This is a genomic window from Streptomyces sp. STAM6 (assembly GCF_054963715.1).
In genome coordinates, this window is sequence record NZ_JBUEFZ010000024.1 from 28,329 (window position 1) to 48,970 (window position 20,642).

The 20,642-nt window shown below is 70.0% G+C and carries 32 protein-coding genes; 16 read left to right on the top strand and 16 right to left on the bottom strand.

Annotated features, from left to right (window positions below; all coding sequences use genetic code 11):
• Window positions 1-47 precede the first annotated feature (47 nt).
• The 4 genes from ACY34K_RS24265 to ACY34K_RS24280 are packed head-to-tail and all read right to left on the bottom strand — an operon-like array spanning window position 48 to window position 1,553.
• On the bottom strand, window positions 48-422 hold the full coding sequence (locus tag ACY34K_RS24265) for a hypothetical protein (protein ID WP_462750591.1): 375 nt from the start codon (window positions 420-422) through the stop codon (window positions 48-50).
• Between the two features lie 44 nt (window positions 423-466).
• Entirely contained in the window at window positions 467-811 is a 345-nt protein-coding gene (locus ACY34K_RS24270) for a DUF4326 domain-containing protein (protein ID WP_462750593.1), read from the bottom strand.
• Window positions 811-1,230, bottom strand: coding sequence for a hypothetical protein (locus tag ACY34K_RS24275; RefSeq protein ID WP_462750594.1), 420 nt, complete (start codon window positions 1,228-1,230; stop codon window positions 811-813). Before ACY34K_RS24275 ends, ACY34K_RS24270 begins: the two co-directional genes overlap by 1 nt.
• Complete coding sequence (locus tag ACY34K_RS24280) at window positions 1,230-1,553, bottom strand: hypothetical protein (RefSeq protein WP_462750596.1); 324 nt, start codon at window positions 1,551-1,553, stop codon at window positions 1,230-1,232. The genes ACY34K_RS24275 and ACY34K_RS24280 overlap by 1 nt, the downstream gene beginning before the upstream one ends.
• Window positions 1,554-2,401: 848 nt before the next feature.
• On the opposite strand from ACY34K_RS24280, the gene ACY34K_RS24285 reads away from it, so the two are divergent.
• Window positions 2,402-2,623 carry a hypothetical protein gene (locus tag ACY34K_RS24285; protein WP_462750598.1) on the top strand — a complete coding sequence of 74 codons (222 nt, stop codon included), beginning with the start codon at window positions 2,402-2,404 and terminating at the stop codon, window positions 2,621-2,623.
• Window positions 2,624-2,637: 14 nt separating this feature from the next.
• On the opposite strand, the gene ACY34K_RS24290 is transcribed toward ACY34K_RS24285, so the two are convergent.
• Together ACY34K_RS24290 and ACY34K_RS24295 are read right to left on the bottom strand one after the other, a co-directional pair.
• Window positions 2,638-3,072 (bottom strand): hypothetical protein, encoded by a 435-nt coding sequence (locus ACY34K_RS24290; protein ID WP_462750600.1) that lies wholly within the window; start codon window positions 3,070-3,072, stop codon window positions 2,638-2,640.
• Between the two features lie 4 nt (window positions 3,073-3,076).
• Window positions 3,077-3,373, bottom strand: coding sequence for a hypothetical protein (locus ACY34K_RS24295; protein WP_462750602.1), 297 nt, complete (start codon window positions 3,371-3,373; stop codon window positions 3,077-3,079).
• 157 nt (window positions 3,374-3,530) lie between these two features.
• Between ACY34K_RS24295 and ACY34K_RS24300 the strand changes: the two genes are divergently transcribed.
• Entirely contained in the window at window positions 3,531-3,902 is a 372-nt protein-coding gene (locus tag ACY34K_RS24300) for a DUF6300 family protein (RefSeq protein ID WP_462750604.1), read from the top strand.
• A gap of 120 nt (window positions 3,903-4,022) precedes the next feature.
• Here ACY34K_RS24300 and ACY34K_RS24305 read toward each other — a convergent pair whose 3' ends face one another.
• From ACY34K_RS24305 to ACY34K_RS24330, 6 genes are all read right to left on the bottom strand, one after another.
• Entirely contained in the window at window positions 4,023-4,274 is a 252-nt protein-coding gene (locus ACY34K_RS24305; RefSeq protein WP_462750606.1) for a hypothetical protein, read from the bottom strand.
• 102 nt (window positions 4,275-4,376) lie between these two features.
• On the bottom strand, window positions 4,377-4,889 hold the full coding sequence (locus ACY34K_RS24310) for an ImmA/IrrE family metallo-endopeptidase (RefSeq protein WP_462750607.1): 513 nt from the start codon (window positions 4,887-4,889) through the stop codon (window positions 4,377-4,379).
• Window positions 4,876-5,499, bottom strand: a complete 624-nt coding sequence (locus tag ACY34K_RS24315) for a hypothetical protein (RefSeq protein WP_462750609.1) — start codon at window positions 5,497-5,499, stop codon at window positions 4,876-4,878. The genes ACY34K_RS24310 and ACY34K_RS24315 overlap by 14 nt, the downstream gene beginning before the upstream one ends.
• Window positions 5,496-5,990 (bottom strand): hypothetical protein, encoded by a 495-nt coding sequence (locus ACY34K_RS24320; protein ID WP_462750611.1) that lies wholly within the window; start codon window positions 5,988-5,990, stop codon window positions 5,496-5,498. The genes ACY34K_RS24315 and ACY34K_RS24320 overlap by 4 nt, the downstream gene beginning before the upstream one ends.
• On the bottom strand, window positions 5,987-6,475 hold the full coding sequence (locus ACY34K_RS24325; RefSeq protein ID WP_462750613.1) for a hypothetical protein: 489 nt from the start codon (window positions 6,473-6,475) through the stop codon (window positions 5,987-5,989). The genes ACY34K_RS24320 and ACY34K_RS24325 overlap by 4 nt, the downstream gene beginning before the upstream one ends.
• 81 nt (window positions 6,476-6,556) lie before the next feature.
• Complete coding sequence (locus ACY34K_RS24330; protein ID WP_462750615.1) at window positions 6,557-6,712, bottom strand: hypothetical protein; 156 nt, start codon at window positions 6,710-6,712, stop codon at window positions 6,557-6,559.
• Between the two features lie 406 nt (window positions 6,713-7,118).
• On the opposite strand from ACY34K_RS24330, the gene ACY34K_RS24335 reads away from it, so the two are divergent.
• Entirely contained in the window at window positions 7,119-7,850 is a 732-nt protein-coding gene (locus tag ACY34K_RS24335) for a hypothetical protein (RefSeq protein WP_462750617.1), read from the top strand.
• Here ACY34K_RS24335 and ACY34K_RS24340 read toward each other — a convergent pair.
• The 4 genes from ACY34K_RS24340 to ACY34K_RS24355 all read right to left on the bottom strand — a co-directional run bounded on the left by ACY34K_RS24340 (window position 7,831) and on the right by ACY34K_RS24355 (window position 10,810).
• Window positions 7,831-8,391, bottom strand: a complete 561-nt coding sequence (locus tag ACY34K_RS24340; RefSeq protein ID WP_462750619.1) for a GntR family transcriptional regulator — start codon at window positions 8,389-8,391, stop codon at window positions 7,831-7,833. The genes ACY34K_RS24335 and ACY34K_RS24340 overlap by 20 nt on opposite strands.
• Complete coding sequence (locus ACY34K_RS24345; protein WP_462750621.1) at window positions 8,388-9,356, bottom strand: hypothetical protein; 969 nt, start codon at window positions 9,354-9,356, stop codon at window positions 8,388-8,390. The genes ACY34K_RS24340 and ACY34K_RS24345 overlap by 4 nt, the downstream gene beginning before the upstream one ends.
• Window positions 9,357-9,580: 224 nt before the next feature.
• A complete protein-coding gene (locus ACY34K_RS24350; RefSeq protein ID WP_462750623.1) occupies window positions 9,581-9,871 on the bottom strand; it encodes a hypothetical protein in 291 nt (96 codons plus the stop codon).
• 186 nt (window positions 9,872-10,057) lie between these two features.
• Entirely contained in the window at window positions 10,058-10,810 is a 753-nt protein-coding gene (locus ACY34K_RS24355; RefSeq protein WP_462750625.1) for a GntR family transcriptional regulator, read from the bottom strand.
• A gap of 251 nt (window positions 10,811-11,061) precedes the next feature.
• Here ACY34K_RS24355 and ACY34K_RS24360 point away from each other — a divergent pair, with 251 nt between their 5' ends.
• From ACY34K_RS24360 to ACY34K_RS24420, 13 genes are all read left to right on the top strand, one after another.
• Complete coding sequence (locus ACY34K_RS24360; RefSeq protein ID WP_462750627.1) at window positions 11,062-11,373, top strand: hypothetical protein; 312 nt, start codon at window positions 11,062-11,064, stop codon at window positions 11,371-11,373.
• Complete coding sequence (locus ACY34K_RS24365; protein ID WP_462750629.1) at window positions 11,373-11,831, top strand: HNH endonuclease; 459 nt, start codon at window positions 11,373-11,375, stop codon at window positions 11,829-11,831. Before ACY34K_RS24360 ends, ACY34K_RS24365 begins: the two co-directional genes overlap by 1 nt.
• Window positions 11,831-12,400 (top strand): hypothetical protein, encoded by a 570-nt coding sequence (locus ACY34K_RS24370; protein WP_462750630.1) that lies wholly within the window; start codon window positions 11,831-11,833, stop codon window positions 12,398-12,400. Before ACY34K_RS24365 ends, ACY34K_RS24370 begins: the two co-directional genes overlap by 1 nt.
• Window positions 12,400-12,774, top strand: a complete 375-nt coding sequence (locus ACY34K_RS24375; RefSeq protein ID WP_462750632.1) for a hypothetical protein — start codon at window positions 12,400-12,402, stop codon at window positions 12,772-12,774. Before ACY34K_RS24370 ends, ACY34K_RS24375 begins: the two co-directional genes overlap by 1 nt.
• Before the next feature lie 19 nt (window positions 12,775-12,793).
• Entirely contained in the window at window positions 12,794-13,003 is a 210-nt protein-coding gene (locus ACY34K_RS24380; protein ID WP_462750634.1) for a hypothetical protein, read from the top strand.
• 91 nt (window positions 13,004-13,094) lie between these two features.
• Window positions 13,095-13,301, top strand: coding sequence for a hypothetical protein (locus ACY34K_RS24385; protein WP_462750636.1), 207 nt, complete (start codon window positions 13,095-13,097; stop codon window positions 13,299-13,301).
• 122 nt (window positions 13,302-13,423) lie between these two features.
• Window positions 13,424-13,609 (top strand): hypothetical protein, encoded by a 186-nt coding sequence (locus ACY34K_RS24390; protein ID WP_462750638.1) that lies wholly within the window; start codon window positions 13,424-13,426, stop codon window positions 13,607-13,609.
• Between the two features lie 15 nt (window positions 13,610-13,624).
• Window positions 13,625-13,948 carry a hypothetical protein gene (locus ACY34K_RS24395; protein WP_462750640.1) on the top strand — a complete coding sequence of 108 codons (324 nt, stop codon included), beginning with the start codon at window positions 13,625-13,627 and terminating at the stop codon, window positions 13,946-13,948.
• Window positions 13,949-13,989: 41 nt separating this feature from the next.
• The gene (locus ACY34K_RS24400) at window positions 13,990-14,379 is read left to right on the top strand and encodes a hypothetical protein (RefSeq protein ID WP_462750642.1); all 390 of its coding nucleotides are present in this window, start codon (window positions 13,990-13,992) and stop codon (window positions 14,377-14,379) included.
• A 47-nt stretch (window positions 14,380-14,426) separates the two neighbouring features.
• Window positions 14,427-15,737 carry a hypothetical protein gene (locus tag ACY34K_RS24405; protein ID WP_462750644.1) on the top strand — a complete coding sequence of 437 codons (1,311 nt, stop codon included), beginning with the start codon at window positions 14,427-14,429 and terminating at the stop codon, window positions 15,735-15,737.
• Between the two features lie 179 nt (window positions 15,738-15,916).
• Complete coding sequence (locus tag ACY34K_RS24410; protein ID WP_462750646.1) at window positions 15,917-17,572, top strand: hypothetical protein; 1,656 nt, start codon at window positions 15,917-15,919, stop codon at window positions 17,570-17,572.
• Between the two features lie 98 nt (window positions 17,573-17,670).
• Window positions 17,671-19,983 (top strand): hypothetical protein, encoded by a 2,313-nt coding sequence (locus tag ACY34K_RS24415; protein WP_462750648.1) that lies wholly within the window; start codon window positions 17,671-17,673, stop codon window positions 19,981-19,983.
• Window positions 19,984-20,071: 88 nt separating this feature from the next.
• Window positions 20,072-20,623 (top strand): hypothetical protein, encoded by a 552-nt coding sequence (locus ACY34K_RS24420; RefSeq protein WP_462750650.1) that lies wholly within the window; start codon window positions 20,072-20,074, stop codon window positions 20,621-20,623.
• The last annotated feature ends 19 nt before the right edge of the window (window positions 20,624-20,642 follow it).

The window sequence follows — 20,642 nt, forward strand, 5'->3', positions numbered from 1 at the left end:
CCAGGAGCGGATGTTGGTCAAGGTCCGGCGAGGATGGATGGTCCACATCAGGGCGATGGCGACGGCGAGGACGGGCTGGGCGTGGCCGGGCATTGGGCGGTCGGCCGGCGGTCGAGGTCGCTGATCCATGCGGCGCACACGGCGGCGACCTGGACCAGCTTGGCGCGCAGCTTCGCCGGGTCGCGCTCGGCTTCGGCCTCGGCGACGTCCGCGGTCAGGACGTCCATCCAGGTGCCGTACCCGGCGCCGAACGCGCTCTCGCACCAGCGTCGGGCGGCGGCGGCGCGTTCCTGCTGCGACACGTTGCCGGTGCCGTCGGGGTGGCGCTGGTCGCCCCACTTGACGAGCTGCCGCTGACGCTCGGTGTCGACGGCCTCCGCAAAGGTGGCCAGTCCTGGGGTGGTGAAGAGGCTGGGGTACATCGGGTCTCCTTGCGCGCGTGGTGGGCGGGAACCGGATCAGCCGGTCAGGCGGGGTGGTTGGCGAGTTCCAGCAGGACGGCGGCGTGGCACCAGTCGGTCTCGCCGTCCTTCGGCAGGGGGCACCAGCAGGCGAGGTCCATGCCTGCGAGCTCGCGCCGGATCTCTGCTGCGGTCGGGTAGGCGACGACGTGGTCGGGGTAGGGCGGGTTGCCGCGGCAGTGGAGCAGGTTGGCGAACAGCAGGGTCGCGGTGCGGCGTTCCTGGATGCTGCTGTCGTAGGCGGGGAAGGGGTTGCCCCACTTGGATCCGGGGCCGCGACCGACGTAGACAGCTCCGGGCGGCATACCGGGCTGTCCAGCCTTCCGGGTGCGCTGGACGCGTTTCGGCATCAGCGCCTTCCTCCGAACCGCCACCAGCCGTCATAGCCGTCAGGCACGGACGGATAAGCGTCGAGCATCGGCCGAAGCACGGCGAGGTGCTGCTCAATGGTCTCCGGCTTCTGGGCGCCCCAGTACCGTTCACCGTCCCAGCGGCCTTCGCAGTCGCCTCCGTATCGCCCGTCCAAGTCGGCGGAGAGCACTTGCACCGGGTCGGTGATGTCGTCCAGAAGTTCGGGGAGGTAGTGACGCCAGAGCCCGAGTGAGCCGAGGCAGGCCCGCGTCACGCCGTTCTGCCGCCGGTACCAAACGGCGCGTACCGACCCCTCGAGGTAGTGGGTGCCGTGGTTGGTGGACTGACTGGCTGTAAGGGTGGACAGGTCGACGGCGAAGGGCTTCTGGCTGATGAGGAACCGATCAGAACGGATCATCAGGCGGCTTCCTTCTGTGCTGCATCGGCGGTGGGGAGGTCGCAGCCGGGCCAGTGCCGGCGGGTGTCGGACGGCGGGGACAGGACGCACGGGCAGGTGGCGTTCGCTGCTTGGCGGGTGATGTCGCGGGCGCCGGCGACGACGTCCTCGTGCTGGTCTGCGGGCACCCACACGGACTGGCTGGAGCCGTCGGGGGTGGTGACGGTGTAGACGGTGACGGGGGTGCCCTGGATGAGTTGTCCGGTGATGGTGAGGGTGTCGCCGCTGAGTCCGCGGAGGGTGAAGGCGGGTCCGGTGAGGCGGGTGCTGGGGGGCTGGGGCATGGGGCGGCTCCTGGGAAGAGGGGGCGCGGTTCCAGGGTGGCGCGGTTGGGCGCTGGTGTTGCCCCTGCTCTGTGGTGGGAGGGGTGCGCGCCGGTGTGGGGTTAACCCTACCGTTCAACATAGTGCGCACGCAATACGTTCCAGGGTTTGGGGGTGAGGCGGAAACAGCTCAGCCCCGGCCTGAACGGGACCGGGGCTGGCCAGCAGTTCCCCAAACAGCAGGGGGCGCTTAGGAGCTCTGCACTTCCCCACCAGCCTGACACCCCACGCGCGGCTTGTTGCCCCCGCTCACGGCGAAGGGCCCGGTCTCGAGACCGGGCCCTCAGCACGCCACCCCGTCACCTCCGCCGGGGAGCGTCGTTGAACGGGGCGTGCACCGTGCGGGTCCGGGTCCTCACCCAGGTCCACCCCGGGCCCGCACCCCAAACCCCAGGACCGTCCTGCCGAACCGCCACCCCCGGCGCCCGGCCCGGCCTACGATGAGCCTGGAGCACGCCCCGCCCAGAGCCGGGGCGCCGGCACCCGGGGAGGCCGACGTGACCACACGACCCGCTATGGACGACGGCCCGAACCGCCCGGACTACCCGCCCCGCACTCCGCCCCCGCCGAAACGCCCCGTCGAAGCACCCCGCCCCGACACGTCAGGCGGCCAGGCTGCGGTCGTCGTGCAGCCCCGGCTCCGTGCACGGATCGCGAACCGCCGCGCCGCGAACTGGCCCCTGGACACCGCCCCCTGGGCCCGCTCCTCCGTCGCCCCGAAGGCCGGCAGGAACGTCGTGCAAAAGCTGGAGGCCTGGGGGTACCGACTCCCGGCTGACAGCCCGGCACACGCCGTCACAGCCCGCCTCGTGACAGCTGCTCTCGAGGACGGCGGCAGCCGCATCAGCGTCCACCTCGCCGACCAGGACCAGCAAGCCCTGATCCTCGTCCTCACCCACCAGCCCGGCCACGCCACCGGCGACGAACAGCTCCTCCACGACCTGGCCGCGTATCCGGTCGTCTCGTCGTGCGGTACGGACACCGACCGCGACCACGGCGGCCGCCGCCACTGGGCCCTCATCGACCTCTAAGCGTGCAGCCCCGGTCAGCCGCCGGCTCGATCGGGCCGCACGAACAGGACGTCGTCCTCGCCGGGCTCGTCCAGGTAGCCGCCCATCGCGGACATCGGCCCGCTCGCGGCCCGCAGCGCGTGGTTCGCGGCCTTCACCGCCTCCTCCGCGTTCAGCAGAGCCCGCAGCGCCGCAGACACCCCCTCCCCGGGGTCGCTGCCGTCCGCCATGCGGATCTCCTGCTCCTCCTCCAGCTGCTGGAGCCCGCGCCGGATCTGCTGCAGGGCTTGCGGCAGCCGGTCCGTCAGCGCGACCAGCCCACCGACGGTGTCAGAGAGGTTCGCCGGCGCCGCGCCGCGGAAGCCGTCCTCGCCGTGGAACGCCGACACCGACAGCGTGGCGTGGTTCAGAGCCCTCACCTCCTCGGCGGCGGCGGAGGCAATGGCCTGGGGCGTGCGGTTCAGGTCCACGGCACTACTCCTGACCGGTCTTCGGGGCGTCGGCGGCTTTCATCGGGTCGTGCAGGGTGAACTCCGGGCGTGGCGCTGGAGGCTCGAGAATGCCGGCCGCCACGGCAGCACGGACCCACTCGCGCGCCTCGGGGATCAGGTTGTCGGGATGGTCCTTGCCCAGGGCCAGCCAGTTTTCCCGCGTACCGCCAGTGATCATCCGCCACCGGGCCTGAGCCAGTAGCCGGATACGGGGTTCGTTGGCGTAGTGCACGTTCGCAGCTGCTTCGCGGTCCAGCTCAAAGTGTTCATGTGGGCTCACTGGAAGAGACTCCTTAAGGGCGTGAGGCCTCGTGCAGGGAAGTCTGCCAGCGAGCACCGACACCGCGGGGGCGAACGGACTGCACACCTCTTGACGATGATCGACGGGCGGGCGCATCGTGGCGCTCCGAACAAGCACACCCCGAAAGGGGGCCACGGTGGCTCTCCACTGGCGCTACGTCGTACAACCTGACGGCTCGTTCACCCGCATCGCGAACATCAACGGATCCCTCGACAACCTAACCGACGAGCAGCTCGCCCAGTTCGCGAACCCCGACAACCAGCCTGAAGAAGCACCGATCCCTCCATGCTCCCGATGCTCGGGCACCCTGCTGCTGGCGTGGCACGGTCCGCTCACCACCGGCGAGTGGATGGAGTTGTGCCCGGCCTGCGACGCCGACCGGCCGGCCGCCCGCGCGTTCATCCGCTGGTACCGCAACCCGGACCGGACAGCTGGGGAGCTGCCGCGTCTGTTCGACGACTGGGAGACGGAGACGATGGAGCACAAAGGCTGGGTCCGCATCCCATAGCGGCGGACACGCTGGTGCCCCCGTTCCAGAGCGCGGAAGCGGGGGCACAGGGTGGTGCTGACAAGCGCTCACCGGTCGGTGAAACCACCAAACGCGAGCCTACCGAAGCCGCCAGGGTCGCTACTCGCTGGTCTGCTCCCCGCGCAGCGCCTTACGCACCTGCTCGTGGGACAAGCCGACCGCCTGGGTGATGGTGTCGCGGTGGATGCCACGGGCGTGAGCGCCGCGCATCGCGGCGTTCCGTCGGGCGACATGCTGCTTGCGGCGGGTCTTGCCGGCCACAGTCGCTTGGAGGAGCCGGGCCCACCACAGCAAGGCGCGGCCGGTCCACAGGGTGATGGGTCGGGGTGCGGGTACGGGCGGATTCGCCAACAGAGTCCCCCTTCGTCTCGAGATGGCTCGATGTCGAAGGTGACGGCGGCCGGCCGGGGTGGGCAAGAGCGCGAACCGGCCGGTGGCAACCCCACGCCAGGCTCAGGCGGCGTCCAGGATGTAGCCGGCCCCGATCAACCGGTACGCCACCACGGCGGTTGACACGCCGAACTCAGCACCCAGCCGCTGCACCAGCACGCTCGGGGGCGTCTCCCCGGCTCGGAGGACAGCTTCACGCAAGGCCGGGTCCGGCATCAGCAGGCTGGCGGCGAACCTGTTCGCCTCTGCCTCTTCCCGGTCGGTCGGCAGCCCGGCGTACGTCGACGGCAGCGTCATGCGCGCCGTGGTGTCGACGAGGACCTGCCGGGCCTTGTGCAGGCGAACATGCCCGAGGAGGTGCGCGGCCGCGAACCGGCGCCGCGCCGGCAGGTGCTGCGCGTTGACGCCGAGGACGGTCTGGCCATCCCGCCGGATCAGCACCCCGGACACGTCGTCGGCCAGCTCCTGCTCGACCACGACCAGGTCCAGCTCCTCCGCCAGGCCGACAGGGTCGACCGGCGTCTGCTGCGGATGCTCCGCCAACAGGACCCGGGCCGCTACCTCAGACCTGGCCATACCTGATCACCCGCGGCATCTCGATCTGACGGCGCCGTTCCAGCTCCTCCTGCCACGCCTCGTCCGTGGCCCGACGGGCGACCTCCCGGGCGACAGCCGCGTCCTCGATGGCCTGGGCCGCTGCACGGCGCCGCTCCGCAGCGGAGGCCGACAGTTCCCCCATGCGGTCGTGCGCGGCCAGCAGAGCGTCCGACAGGCGGATCGCCGGGTAGTTCTTGCGGATGCGGCCCAGCTCCCAGGCGACGATCGCCCACGCCTCCTGCCGCGCGGACCGCTGGACGTCCCGGCGCATCTCTTCGAGCGCGCCCAGGTTGCACGCGTCCTCATACCGCTGGCCCTCGAGGGCCACGAACCAGGCGACCCGCTGGCGGCTGCTCTTCGGCCGGTCCGGCAGCAGCGTCCGCAGCCGGCCGATCTCGGCGGTGAGCAGGCGGCGTAGCTCGGCGGCCGCCGGCCGGGCCAGTTCCTCGAACTCGACATCCTCGGCGAGCGACGACCAACAGGTGTCCGGCTGGGCCCGGTCGAGCCGTTCGTACATGGTGCAGGAGGTACGGACCGCGTACTCGGCCTTCGCCTGCCACTCCTCACGAGACGGCCATGCACGCGTCACCGGCCGAACACCTCCGGGCGCGCGGCCCTCCACTCCAGCCAGTGCTGGCTGGGGTACTTCGTACCTACGCGGTGGACCCGGTCCATCACCTGCACCAGCGTGTGCGCCGGAAGGTTCTGCTTGTCGTACTCGCCGCCCCGCTGCCGCGGGAACACCGGCACCCACAGCGGCCCGTACTGCCACGTCACGCACCGGTACGACCAGTCGTCCTCGGCCCACTTGTGGAACACGGTGGTCGTGTAACAGTCCATGTCGAACGCCTGGGCTTGCTGCTTCCGCCGCCAGGACCCGCTGCCGAACCAGTGCTCCTGGTACTCCTCGATGAACGAGGCGATCATCTGCGCCTCGGTGTCGGTCGGGCGGGCCTCGGACTCGCGGTCGAAGCAGGCGGTGTAGAGCCAGCCGGGCGAGAAGCTGGTGACGGGGATCCGGAGGGCGGTGAGCGGGTCGTCGCGGTCGGCGTCGTACGGCCAGTCAGTCGTGGTCTTCACGAAGCGACTCCAGTGATGGTGACCTCGGCGAGGGATCCGCAGTCGCACTGGTGCTCGCCGTGCCACATCGACCCGTCACAGTTCCCGTACGGCACGGCCTTCACCGTCACTGGGACCGGGTCCATGGTCAGCGACTCCATCATCCAGTCGCCGCGCGGCGGCTTCCCGCACGCCTTGTGGGTGAGGCTGACGCTGCCGCAGTCGATGTCCATCAGGTACTGGTCGTCCGGCGCCGGGCACGGGCATTCGAAGTCGGACGGGTGCGGGCCGTCGTCTTCAGTCATCTGACCGAACGGCGCACCGACCACCACGGGCCACTGGTTGGTGTTCCGGTCCTGGTGAACTGTGCCGCCGTGCCCCTCGGCCAGGACGCATGCGGTGGCGCCGCTCGGCGGATGGCTGATCCCGCACTGAGGCGTGCCCTCAGGGGCCGGCGAACGCATCCAGGCCGGCAGGTCGGTGTCGAGTGAGAAGGGATTGTTCATGGGGCGGCTCCAGGTGGTTGAGTGCGTGGTTCAAGGGTGGCGGCCGCGGGGCGGATCGTTCCCCACGGCCGCCGGTCTGGGTCACACCCTGCGCCCGCGGACAGCAGCCTCAATCGCAGGCATCAGGCTGGCGGCGACGGTCGCCTGTTCGGGCGTCAGCTGCGTCAGCACGAACGCGACGAACAGCAGGACGGTGAGCAGCAGGGTGTTTCGGTCATCAAACGGCTGGAACGTCACGGGAGGGCTCCTGGGCGCGGTCTAGGTGGGATGCTTCAGACCGCGCTCAGGAGCTCGCTCCGGGGTGCAGGAGATGGCCGGGCGGGGCGGCGGTATCCGTCCCGCCCGGCGCTCCAGACACTACCCGTGGTCGTATTGCGCGCGCAATATGTACTACCGGTTAATCCGGTGCATGCCACGACTCGCCAGAACGGCAGCCCTCGCAAAGGCCCGGGCATCATCCGAGCCCAGCCCCGCCGGATCCCCCGACTGCTCAGGCACGAACGCCACCTCCACCCGCGTGGCCCAAGGCGGCGCCTGCTCGGGCACCGTAGCGGGCACGGCAAGGGCTCGTCAGCGCGACCTCCAAGCTCTGGGTTCGCTCAACTCCGTCACCGTGGGGCCGCCGGCCTTCCACCATCAAGGCATGACGACTGCCTACCTGGTGCCGGTGGCGACCCTCGCAAGCTGTTTCGTCGCGGGCGCCGTGGCGCTCTTGGCCGCCCAGCTCACAGCCCGCACCAACCAACACACCGCGTACAGCCAGCCCCGCGTCGAAGCCGTCTCGACTTTCCTCGACGCGATCGACGCCATCATCAGGAAGCCCACGGATGCCGCCCTCGAGGACGTGTACTCGGCCGAGCTTCGCATCAGGCTCTTCTTCGACAAGGCCCCTGTGACCATCGCGACCTGCATGGCAGGAACCGCACGCACGGTCCGAGACAACTACGTGTCAAGTCCGGCGCCGGACGAATACGTGATCCAGCTTCTGGAGCAAGCGGCAAAGGACGACGAACCAGAGGAGGGTAACTGGTCGAGCGGCTCTTCACACCATGCCAACCTGCTCGACGACATCCTTCGATTCCGCGAACAAGCCGACGAAGCGTTCTGGGCAGGCAAGCCCGAGCCTGACGTCCGCAAGCAGGCGGCAGCCCTTGAGGTTCCGGGCTTCGAGTTCAGCGAGGCCCTCATCGCGCTGGGGGGCGCCAAGGACCGTGCAGTGCGCCAGGAGTGCAGGAGGACGTGTGCCAGGGCACAGGTCACTCTGGTTGAAGCGCAGGGGAAGCTGGTGGAAGCGGTGGCTGACTGGTTGGACAGCCCGCCCCGGCGACCGAAGCGTCGCCGGAAGCGGAAGAACGTCAAGACTGTCGCTGCTTAAGCCGCGGTGCAGCGACTATCCAGCCGGCTGAGACGTGCTCGGCCAGGCCGTCTGTCCGGAGGGCCTCCAGCGCGGACCGGGCAATTGAGATAGACACCGCGTACTCCTCAGCCAGCATGCGCTCACTCGGAAGACGATCTCCTGGCCGGTACCTGCCAAGCGCCAAGCACTGCCGAAGCTGGTCGGCGAGCTTGGTGATCTCCTGCCCGAGTGCCGCATCCTCGGTGCGGTCGTACCGTGTCCAGCCGCCGGCCAGCCGATGGGTATCGCAGAACCGTGGCTTCTCCGCACGCTCTGCCTGCTCCTCGGCCAGCAGCGCTTCTTCGCGGGTGTCGTGCCACTGGACCTCCTTACGGGCTACGTGGTGCCACCACGGCTTGACGAGGGAGTGGTCGTACCAGCGTCGCTCAGGGTTCACCGAGATGCCCACGTACAGCAAGCCGCCTTCGGCGTTGTACAGCCTGTAGAGCCCGGTGCGGCCAGCGAAGTTGGCGTTGTACGAGTTCGAGGCGTTGAAGGCGACCTTTCGGGGCTTGCTCATGCGGTGGCGTCCTCTCTGCAGTCTCGACACAGGGTGTCTGTGGTGGCGTTCGCCAGTGGCCGGTGGCACTCAGGACACCGCGGGCGCGCAACCTGCGGTTCGCCACTGCGGGGGGCCGGCACAGCGGGAGCGGGCGGCAAGTTCTCCGGATCTAGACGGTGCCGGTACACGGCAGCCATCGACTTAGCCGAATCGGTCTCCTCGGTGAGCTGGCGGCGCAGCGCATCCTCTGACCAGCCTGCCGTGAACGCCTCGGCTACCCGGGCCACCAAGTGCGTCCGCTGGCGAGGTCCTGGTAGGCGTCCCCGATAGGGGAGCGCGTCGACAAACGCCGCAGCGCGCGCATCCTGTTCTTGCTGCTGCGGAGCTTCCCCTTCCCCTCCTCCCGCCTGCTCATCGTCCCCGGTCGCGCCTTCCTCGCGCACGGGGGAGGAGGAGGTTCTTCCCCCAGGTTCTTTAGAGGGGTTAACTCCCGCATCTCCGGGTCCCGGTCGACCGGGACCCGGTTCACCGGAGTCCGGTAGACCGAAGTCCGGTGACACGGGATTCGGTCCCACCTGTGAAAACTCCGAGGAAGCCTCACCCAGCGAGACAGCGGACAGATGAGGGCGCGGTACCGCCTTCGCCTTGCTCCACGGTTTCGGCAGACTGGTCGGCAGTGACGACGGATCCTGAGCCTCTTCGTAGATCGTCGTCTGCGTGACGAACCGGCCCCGCTCGCCCTGAGTGCGCGTGCGCACCAGGTACCTCTCGGCCTCGAGCTCGTTCATGTACCCAGCGATGGCGGCCCGGCCCTCCGGGTTGTCGGCCGCTAGGGACCGGATGTCGACTCGAGCGCCAGGCGGCAGGCTCAGCAGGTACTCAGCCAGGCCCCGGGCCCCGAACGACAGGCGGTTGTTCTGCGCCAGCGCGTTGTCGATGATGACGAACCCGCGCTGTTTCCTCGGACCACGCTCGATGTTCACCGACCCACCTCGAGCGACTGGGTGATCACGAGGAGGGCACTACTTGTCGGTCGGCACAGGACCGGTACGCTCTTGTTCATGGACGACCTCGCTCATGGGTGATGCAGGGACGTTCTTCTGGCAGCGGGCTGCGGTCCGCTGCGGGTGCTTGGACGGCCGGGTAGCTGCGGACTCCCGGCCGTTCGCGCGTTCGGGGGCCGGCGCTCCTCGAGCGCGTAAGCCCCTCACGAGTCCTTCTTGGCCCGCGGCTGCTTGTCAGGGCCTCGCCCGATGACCGGGTGCTTCTCGAAAAATTTCAGGAACGGCTCGGTCTCCATCACGTCGGCGTTCGCCAGATCCCAGTACGGGTATGGGCGGTCGGGACCGAAGGGCCAGTCGGGGTGCTTGGAGAGGCGTCGGACGCCTTCCCGGGTCATGCTCTTGGCCATGCTGAGGCGAACGAGCAGCTCAGCGCCGCTGGCGAAGGTGACGACCGGGGGGATCTGGGTCAGTGTTCTGGGGTCCGGGGTCTTCATTCGTTCCCCTGGACGTGTGCGGGAGTATCGCCAACAAGTAGCATCACTTGAGACGGCCTTCCTGGTGTTGGTGGGTTCGTCAGTGCTGCCGATTTCGCAGATCGGTGGTGCAAAGGACGGCCGGGCGGGGTCGGTAGCCCCCTCGGCCGTTCGTGCGTCCAAGCTGGGTGCTGGAACGCTTTAAGATCAGGCGTCAGCGGCCCCCTCCTGCGTTTCTGCGCGGAGCGACGTGGTCCAGCGGAAGATCGTCGAGCCCTCCGCCACCTTTACGGCAACCTCAACGACGCGACCATCCTCCAGCGTCACCGTGCGGACGACCTGGGTAACGACGACCTCGCCAGCGGTCAGGCCCAGAGCCTCCTTCTCGGCCGCCGTAGCCAGCCGGCTGGTGACCTCCTCGAGGACCTGATCCTGCGCGACGCCCAGACGGGACGCAGCGAGCTCCCTCGAGGCACCGGTGGATACCGGCTCCTGTAGTTCAGGGGTCACCGCGATCACGTAAGCGGGGTAGTAGCTCGCGCTCAGGTGCACCGGTACACCACCCCTACTGACGATCCGGCGCCGCATCTGTACGGGCGTGCCAGGGGGAACCTCGAGCCGGGGCGCGACCAGTGCGTCAGCACCGACAGTGCCCACCTCGATAATCCGCGACGACTCGCCGCCGTCCAGAGCGCTACCAGTAGCCGCGTGCAAGGCGACCCGCGTGCCGATGCTGTTGCTGGCCGGCGCGGCCACAACCATGTTCGCGCCCGGCTGGGCCAGGACCAATCCCTCCATCTTGAGGACCCGGTATGCGCGGTTCACGGTGGTGTGCGCTACGTCGAACTGGTCCTTGACGTTCTGGTAACTCGGCATCTCGTCACCAGGGCGGAGTGTTCCGTCCTGGATCTGCTGCCGGAAGTGCGCAGCGATCGCGGTGTACCCGGGCTTCCTGGGCATGGCCTTCCTCCCTTCTCGGTCGTGTACTGCTCACTTCATTGTGTGCAGCGGTGTGCCCTCCGATCGTAGTTCAAGAAAACCCGTATCGCTACATGTAGCGGAACCAAGGGTGAGTAGTCTACATTGGAGTTGTCGGGAACGGCGGGAGCCCAGAAACGCCGAAAGGCCCGGGTGCGCATACACCCGGACCTCTCAGGGGCCCGAAAGACCCGACGAACCGTCCTACCTGCGTATTCAGGAGGCAGATCCGCATGAACAAGTCTGGCACAGTGAGCCCCCGCAGGGCATCGCACCCCACCCACACCGATCCGGTCGTTTCCGAGGCCCTTCGCCGCGTCGTGGAGACCGAGATCGGTCCCCGCCGACCGGGTGTCGTCTACTCCGACGGCATCAGCAGCCTCCAGGTCCTGGACGTGGTCCGGGACGCATCTGAAGCCCGCCGCATCCTCCGCAGGCGGGCCGCCCAGTTCGCGGTCATCGTCCGCGACCTCCACACCGGCATCGAGCGCGCCACGTGCGCCACGTGGACCGGTTCGGACCGTGTCCTGAAGGCGGTGGCGTGATGCAGACCGCCGAACAGAGCCCCCACGGGGCGCACCCGAGGCTTGTCGCCGAGATCGAGAAGATCTGTGCTCGCTTCGAGGTCCGCTTCCGCATCCCGCTCGTCGAAGGCCCACAGCTCGACCTCCCGCCCATCGACCGGAGGACCACAAAGCCTCCCAAGAGCGTGAAGGCCGTCATCCGCGCCAAGCTCATCAATCGTGACGGCGACCAGTGCTTCTACTGCCGGTCTCCCTTCACGGACAACGGCCAGCGGACGATCGACCACGTCCTTCCCCACCGCTTGCTGCCCACCTGGGACTCCCGTGCGCTGGTCCTCGCGTGCCCGAACTGCAACACCGGCAAGGAAGACCTGATCCCCGCGATGTTCCTGCCCCTCCTGGCCTGCCTGGTTCTGAACCAGATGCGCCTCAACCAGAAGCCGGTGGAGAAGTCGCTGGCCCTGAAGGCGGTGGCGTGATGGGCCGCAAGAACCTGACCGCCCGGGTCGTCGCGAAGGTCCTCGTGATGGCGATCCGTCGCCTGGCGCACTACGGCAGCGAGCCAGCCATCCAGATCTCCCTCACCACCCTGGCCGACGGCGAGCAGATCGCGAGCGTCGACGTCTCCGTCGAGGTAGCCCGGTCTCTGACGGACACGGTGCACGCGCTGGCGAACTACACGACCGACACGCCGGAGCCCTGGTCCGCTGCCACGTTCGCCGTGGAGCACAAGGAGCTCGCCGCAGAGCTGTCCGACCTGGCTGTCGACATCGACATCGACAGCGCCATGGCGGACGGCCCGGACACGGACGAGTTCACCCAGGCCGTGGAGTCCATGTTCGTCGAGGTCGAGAGCTTCACCGCTATCGGCCGGTGGGACCGGGAGGTCATGGAGGCGGCGTCCTCGCCGTACGAGGCCGGGATCATCAAGCGGCTCGTTCCGGCCGATGACGGCTCCTATTCGCCGGACCCGGACGACGACCTGCCGATCCCGTACGAGCTGATGGACGGCACCACGACGGCCGCCGACGAGGACGGCGAGCGGTAATGCCCGGCCGTGCGCCGGTGGACCCGGTCGACGAACTCGAAGCACTGCTCGACGACCTGACCCGCATCCACCCCGGCATCACGCTCATCCTGGCCGGCGCCCGCTGCCTCATCGAGGACCGGCTCACTACCGACCAGAGCCAGACCCTGTGCGCGGCTCTCGCCGGATCTCCCGGCGCGGACGTCCTCACCCTCCTCGGTCTGCTCGTGCAGTACCTCACTAGCCCCGACACCAACCCTGCCCTCCGGGCCCTGCCCGAGGAGCAGCAGAAGAAGGCCCGCCGGTTCGGCGAGCAGGCCGCGTACCAGCTGTCCGACCCGCACCTGCACCAGCCCGCATCCGAAGCCTCCGCCGCCATCAGCCCGCCCCTGTAACCCGAAAGGACAGACCCCGATGCCCGAGTTCCAGATCGTGACCACCGACAACCGCTGCTACACCGAGGGCCGCGCAGCGGTCGGAACCTTCATCGACCTGGTTGGGAATGACCCCGCCCCCCTCTCCTACGAGCACGACGGCGACTTCGTCACTCTCCACTTCGCTGGCGGGTTCGAGATGCGCATCCCCGAGCACCGCATCAGCTACATCGTCCAGCGCAAGCCCTGACCATCCCCTCCGGCGGGGCCCGCGCCGGGAGCCGACAACGGCCGGGCCCCGCACCCCCCTCACACCACCCGCCCATCGAAGGAGAAAACGCATGACCGCCCAGTTCGACCCGCAAACCATCCAGAACATGGCCGCCGCCTCCCAGGCCCACATCGACGCCCTCGCCGACACCCACCGCGCCGGCGCCGACGCCACCCACATCCAAAACCTCGGCCACCGCGACGGCCTCCACGCCGCGCACCAGGCCCTGCAGCAGATGACCCCCGAGCAGATCCAGGGCATCCGCGACCACCTCTAGCCCCCGACCGCGGGGCCCGGCCACCCCTCCCCGGGCCCCGCACCCCCTCTCTGGCCCTACCCGGGACCGCCCCGCCCCCCCCCAGCGAGACGGCGCCGAGCACGACCAGACAGGAGCACCCCATGCACACCGGAACCCCCGACGACCTCCGCGACAAAGAACGCCGCGCCCGGGTCTACGCCTACCAGATCACCGAACTCATCAACCGCCTCGCCCAAATCGACCCCGACAGCGTCACCGGCCACATCACCGGACCCGGCTTCACCATCCGCCCCATCGACGGCACCTGGACCGTCGACCCCAACTGAAAGGGACCCACTCTCATGGCCACCGTCACCCCCGCCCAGTTCCGCGCCAAGCAGCTCCGAAACGACCACGGCGACCGCGGCGACATGCCCACCTGGAAGAACGCCGACTTCGAAACCCTCCAGGTCCTCATCGAGGTCGCCACCCCCGCCTACGCCCAGGCCGCCGCCACCGGACGCTACGTCCTCGGCTGCCACAGCGAAGCCGGCCGAGCCGTCATCGACCTCGGCACCCCCGAAGACCTCGCCCAGCGGACCGCACGCTGGTCCAACCCGCCCGACCAGCACCTCCTCATCGGCGGGACCACGGGCAGCGGCAAGACCGCCCCGGCCGCCGCCTGAACCCCGACCCACCGACCGCCTGACCACCGGAAGGCCCCGTCATGTCCCTGCTCAGCATCCTCACCCGACGCCCCAAGGAGACCCTCGTGACCCCCGACACCGAAGCCAACCCGGAACCGACCACCCAGGAACCCCAGTCTGAGGTCGTCATGCGGTTCCTCACCACCTGCGGGGCCACCGTCGAGGTCCTCAACTACCCCTTCGAGACGCGCTACACGTGGCAGGGCCGCCCCTACACCAGCAACGAGATGCGCCAGGTCGACGGCTTCATCTGGGTCTGCCAGGGCTGCCGCGCCAGCGGCTCGACCGACGGCTCCACCGGCCCCCGCGGCGACTACGGCCGCTACCTGCCCGACGAGCTAGACCTTGCGCGTAAGGACGCCAACCGTCACGCCGGCGAATGCCGCGCCATGCCCAAGCCGACCGCCTGACCCGCCCCTCCCCACCCCCACGACCAGCCAGAAGGGACACCGACCCCGTGAACACCACCCCGGCCGGCTACGAGCCGCCCCAGACCCCCGACAACGGGGAGGAGCAGCCCCAGCAGAACGCCGGGGCCACCACCTCCCACACCCCGGCCGCCGGCCAGCCGAACCCGATGTTCGACCCGCTGGTCACCAAGCCCAAGGACATCAAGGCCTGGGTCATCCGGATCGTCCTCGGCCTCGTCATGACCGCCGCCCTCGGCGTCGGCACCTGGTCCATCTACACCCTCCTGACCGAGGTGTTCGGTACCCCGAAGGCAGTCGCTGTCCTCGGCTGCGGACTGTTCGACGTTGCGGCGATCTTCTTCGCGCTCCTCGGACAGTCCTACGCCACCACCACCGACTCCGGACTCGCCCCCCGCCTGGCCATGCTCACCATGGTCAGCACCAGCTCCTGGGTGAACTGGAAGCACGCCCAGCTCGAGCACTGGGGCACCGTCGGAGGCGTCATCTTCGCCTCCGCCCCGATCATCGCCGAGCTCGCCTTCGAGATGTGGCACCGCTTCGAGCACCGCGCCACGCTCCGCGCTCTCGGCCGTGTCGCCCAGACCCTCCCCGTCCTCGGCAAGTGGGCATGGATGGCTCACCCGCTGCGCTCCAGGAAAACGATCGACGCTCACATCAAGGCCGCTCTGACCGAGCACGAGGCGGTGGCGGCGCTGCGGGAGGAGACCGCCACGGAGCGGGCCGCGCAGATCCTCGCAGGCGCCACGTACACCGTGGAGCGGGTGCCCGCCACGGCACCCCAGAGCGCCATGCGGGACATTCCGCTTACCGCCACGGAGCGTCCCGCCCTCACGGCGGCCGACGCCACGCGCGACGCCCCGGTCCCGCACGCCACGCACACCGCCCGCCACGCCCCGGTCGACCTGACGAAGCGCGGCGCCACGGCAGACGCCACGACGCTCACGCCGGAGCGCCACGAGGCCGCCACCGAACCCGCCACGACAGACGCCACCAGCCGCCCCGCGGTGGGCGCCACGACAGACGCCACCGGCCGGGCCGAGGAGCGCCGTACGCCCCGCCACGACACCGACGCCACCGTGGCGGCCGCCCCGAAGCGCACCACCGCCACCGCTGCTTCGGGCCGGAGCGCCGCGAAGGACGCGATCCTCGCCCTCTACGCGAAGAACGGCCGCAGGCCGATCGAGTCGGAGATGGTCGCCGAGCTGAAGCGGATCCGCTGCAAGCACACCTCGCGCCAGTTCGCCGGCAAGGTCCGCCGGGAGATCGAGGAAGAAAAGCCCGAGCTCGCCGCCCTCGGCGCGGACAACGTCCGGGTCCTGACCGGCACCGACGCCTGACCCGCCCGGCCCGCAGGCCGGGCCGCCGACCGGCCCGCAGGCGGAGCAACTTCCACTCCGACTCCCACTGCGACTCCGACCGAGCCGCACCCATCCCCCCTGAACAGGCACAACCCCCCACGCCCACCCCGTCCGATCGCAGTCGCAGTCGCAGTCACAGAGCAGTCTTGGAGGACCCCGTGACCCGCACCGCACCGCCCACCGCACCGCCCCAAGCCCCCCAGAGCACCTTCACCCTGGCCCCCGCCTACCTGCCGAACCCGGCCTCGCCGGTCGCCTCCTGGCCTTCCCCGCTCACCTTGCAGCCCCTCCCCGAGACGGTCCTCAGCAAGAACGACGAGACGGGCAAGACCCGCCGCAGCAACCGCGGACGAGGCATGCCCGTCGGCCCGGTCCTGGCCGCCGGAGGCAACGCCACCGCCCTCACACTGACCACCGCCTACCAGTACGGCGGGCCCGTCGCGGCCGCCACGACCGGTGTCGTCATGGCGGCCGGCGCCACCGCCGTCATGCTCCGCCGCCGCGCCACGGTCCGCCGGACCATGGCTTCCCGGAGCGGGCCCGGTGGCGCCCTTCGTGGCGGGCACAACCTCAACCGCCGTGGCGGGTCCGGTAGCGGATCCGGTGGCGCTCTCGGAGCGGGCTCCGGACGGTCTGGTGGCGTCTCCCGTAGCGCCACGGGCGGGGGCCGTGGCGCGGCCGGTGGCGCCACCAACACCCGCCTCCGTGGCGCTACCGGCCCGGGAACGGGGCGCTCTGGAGCGCTCCCGAAAGCGCCCGGTACGCATTCCGCTTCCGGCCGCCACGGCGCCACCAGTCCCCTCCACAAGAACCGTGGCGCAGGCAACCGTGGCGCCGGAGCAGACCTTCTCCGCCCGAACAAGACCCCGCTCCGCGGCACCACCGGGGCAGGCATTCCCGGCAGCGCGGGCGGCCGCCACAAGACCGGCCCCACCCACACCCCGGCCACAGGACGTGGAGGCCGCCACGCCGCGGCGAACCGGGCCGCCACGAACGCCCGCACCGGCACGGTCAAAGCCGCTCTCGGACGCGCCACCCGAGCCGCCGGAGTCGGGGCCCGCGCCGCTGGCAGTCTCGCCGCCCGGGCAGCGGGCGCCGGATGGAAGATGACCGCCCCCGCCCGGGCCGCCGGACGCAAGAAGCTCGCCGCCGTCACCAAGGCCGCCACCGCCGGCCTGGCCCGCCAGATCAAGAAGGTCCCCGGCGCCCTCGCCGACGGCCTCCTCGCCACCGGCGCCGGTGTCCTGTCCGGCCTGTGGAACCGGAGCGGCAAGGCCGCCCTGGCCCGGCTCCGCGACGTGTGGAAGCGACGCCGGGCCCGCCGAGCCAAGAACGCCGACTCCACCCCCGACACCACCGACCCCAGCAGCAGCACGCCCGACGCCCCCGATATCGCCTGCACCGTCCGACGCCCCGCCCACGCCCCCGCCACCACGACCAGCTTTGGAGGAACCATGTCCGGCGGCCACCACTTCGTCGCACCCGCCATGGAAATGGCCCGCATCGCCGCGAACTACAACCCGACCGGCATGCTCCAAGTCGGTGAGGACTTCGTCGGACTGTCCGAGGCCATCCAGCTCCACGCCGAAGCCATGAAGGTCACCGTCGAGAACGCCGACGCCCAGTGGCCGCTCGACCCGAACATCATCGAGATCATGCGGCAGGTCCACTCCCTGCAGCTCAAGGCCGCGGACCTCGCCCAGGAACTCAAGCCGGCGTTCGAGCAGCTCCACCAGGTCGACCTCGACCGGCTCCGCAACCCCCGCAAGGGCACTTCCGCCGAAGCGATGTGGGACGTCAGCTCCAACATGTAGCCCTCCGCCTGCGCCCTCTTCCCGCGCCCGGCCGCCAGCCTCGGCGGCCGGGCCCCTAACCCCACCCCTTCACCCTCCCCTTGAAAGGCACCCCACCCGTGAAGCTCGACTGGGAACGCGGACACGGCCCCGTCACCGGCCCGATCAACGCCGCCACCGCAACCCTCGCCGTCAGCTGGGCCGGTCACCTCCTCGAAGCCCCCTGGCCCATCGCCACCGCCGTAGCCGGCGCGGGCATGCTGGGCACCCACATCGCCGGACGCCGCAAGAACATGACCCGCCACACCCTCGTCATGCGCGCCGCCGGCTGGCTCGGCGCCGGAGGCTGGTCCTCCTGGGCCATCGCCCACGGCCCCTGGACCCCCTGGAGCCTCGGCACCCTCACCGCCGGAGCCATCGGCCTCGGTATCGCCATCGCCGGCGCCCACCACGCCGAAAACCACGCCACCACCAAGGCCGCCGAAGCCGAACAGGCCGCCACCGCCGCCCACCTCGCCGGCGAACGCCAGGCCATCGCCACCGAATGGCAGACCCGCATCTCCCGCGTCTGCGCCATCGACGGCCTCACCGTCGTCGGTGTCCAGCACTGGCCGGCCGGCGGCTACAGCATCGACGCCGAACTCCCCCCGGGCGGCGCCACCTGGAAAGAGATCGCCCGCCGCGCCGACGCCCTCGCCGCCGACGCCAAGCTCCCCGAAGGCTGCGGCGTCGAGGTCTCCAAGGGCACCCACCGCGGCGCCGTCATTCTCGACATCTCCACCGAGAACCACCTCATCGACGACGTCGACTACCCCACCGACTACAGCCCCCTGACCGTCAACAAGCCCGTCCACCTCGGCATCCGCCGCGACGGCACCCCCTTCGGCCCCATCAACCGCCAGGCCTCCATGCTCTTCGTCGGCCAGCGCGGATCCGGCAAGACCAACCTCATGCAGGTCTGCGTCGCCAACCAGTGCCGCATGACCGACTCCATCACCTGGATCATCGACCTCAACGGCGGAGGCCTCGCCCTGAAGTGGCTCCGCGCCTGGCACGCCCTCGGCCGCCCCGGCCAGCCCCCGGTCGACTGGGTCGCCGACACCCCCGACAAGGCCCTCGCCATGGCCCAAGCCCTCGTACGCATCGCCAAAGCCCGCAAGACCGGCTACCAGGACCGCGAGATCGCCGCCGACGACGACAAGCTCCCCGTCGACCACGAAGTCCCCGAGATCCGCGTCTTCAACGACGAAGGCGCCGAGATCTTCTCCACCCGATCCCGCCGCGACGAGACCCTCCGCCAGATCGCCGACCACCTCATCCAGACCCTTGAGATCGCCCGCGCCGCCGCCGTCAACGAGACCACCTCCGGCCTGCGCGCCACCCAGGACGTCCTGTCCGACCCGCAAGTCCTCAAGCAGTCCACCTTCAAGGCCGGCATGAAGGTCGCCGACGACTCCGAACTGAACTACTTCTTCGGCTACAACCACAACGCCAGCACCGAAGACGCCCCCTACCCCGGCTGCGCCCTCGTCCGCGACGGCGACAACCAGGTCCACCCCATCAAGGTCTACCGGATCAAGCCGTCCCAGATCTCCGACATCGTCAAGGCCACCGCCGACCGCCACCCCACCCTCGACGACCTTTCCCGCAAGGCCGCTGGCGACTCCTACGAGCGCCGCTGGGAAGGCACCGACCACCTCTTCGGTACCGGCCCCGCCCCCGGCCTCCACACCCTGACCCCGCCGCCCACCCCGCGCCGCGGCCGCGGCGTCACCGCCGACTGGGGCACCACCCCCGCACCGACCGGCATCCAGGACAACATCACCGCCGCCGACGACGCCGTACGCCGCCTCCACGACAAGATCAACGAGACCAGCAACCGCGACGACGACCTCGACGCCCAGTTCCAGGCCGTCGTCCAGCAGGGCGGGCTCGCCTGGCAGGCCCCCACTGTCGACGACGTGACCGACACCGACGGCGAAGCCACCACCGACCCCCGCTACCAGCACATCTACCGCATCGTCGAAGGCGCCGGCCCGAACGGCATCGGCCCCGCCGCCATCATCGACGCCTTCACCCGCCTCCACCCCGACGACACACCCCCCAACCCCACCGTGATCGGCCGCTGGCTCAAGGCCGACGACCGCATTCACCAGCCCAAATTCGGCCGCTACGCCGCCCAGCCCAACAGCACCGAACCCGAGCAGGACAGCGACAACCTCACGCAGCAGGTCAACGACCTGATGCCCCAGGCCATGGACCTAGTCATCGCCAAGCAGCGCGCCTCCGCCACGTTCCTGCAGCGCAACCTCCGCTGCCCCTGGGACGTCGCCAACGCCCTGCTCCTCGTTCTCGTCGCAGCGGGAGTCATCCACCCCGAGCCCGACGCCGAAGGCGGCCATCGCGTCCTCCGCCAGCCCGACGGCGAGTAACCACCCGCCGGCCCCACCACCCCCGATCCATCAGGGCGCCGCCCGTCCCTACGACAGACGGCCCCCTCCCACCCTCAAGGACCCCGCCGTGAACCACCTGCCTTACCTCCCCGCGCAGCAGCCCCACGCCCCCAAGGCCGGGCAACCCACCATCAACCCCGCCGCCCAGCAGTTCCTCCAGCAGGTCGAAGAGGCCCTCGCAGCCGCCGAAACCGGCCCGGAGCCCGCCCCCACCCCGACCTCCTTCCGCGACCCCACCCCCCTGCCCACCACCGGCGACACCCCACCCGTACCCCAGCCCGGACGGCCACCCATGAGCGAGAAAGCCACCGACGACAGCGTCCGCATGATCGCCGCCGGATTCCTCACCCTCTGCACAGGAGGCGCCATCTCCGGCGTCCTCCACTTCTCCGAACAAGCCGACCCCACCGTCGTCGCCCTCATGGCCGCCACCCCCATCGGCCTCGCCATCCCGATCCTCGCCCTCAGCCGCCTCATCAAGAATGCCAAGCAAGCTGCCGAAGCCCTCCCCACCGAACACCACCACCACTACACAGGAACCGTCATCCAGGACCAGCGCAGCATCAACACTCAGACCCGCGGCGTATGGGCCACCACCCGCAACCAGCTGCCCCGCTGACTCAGAGAGCCACAGCCCG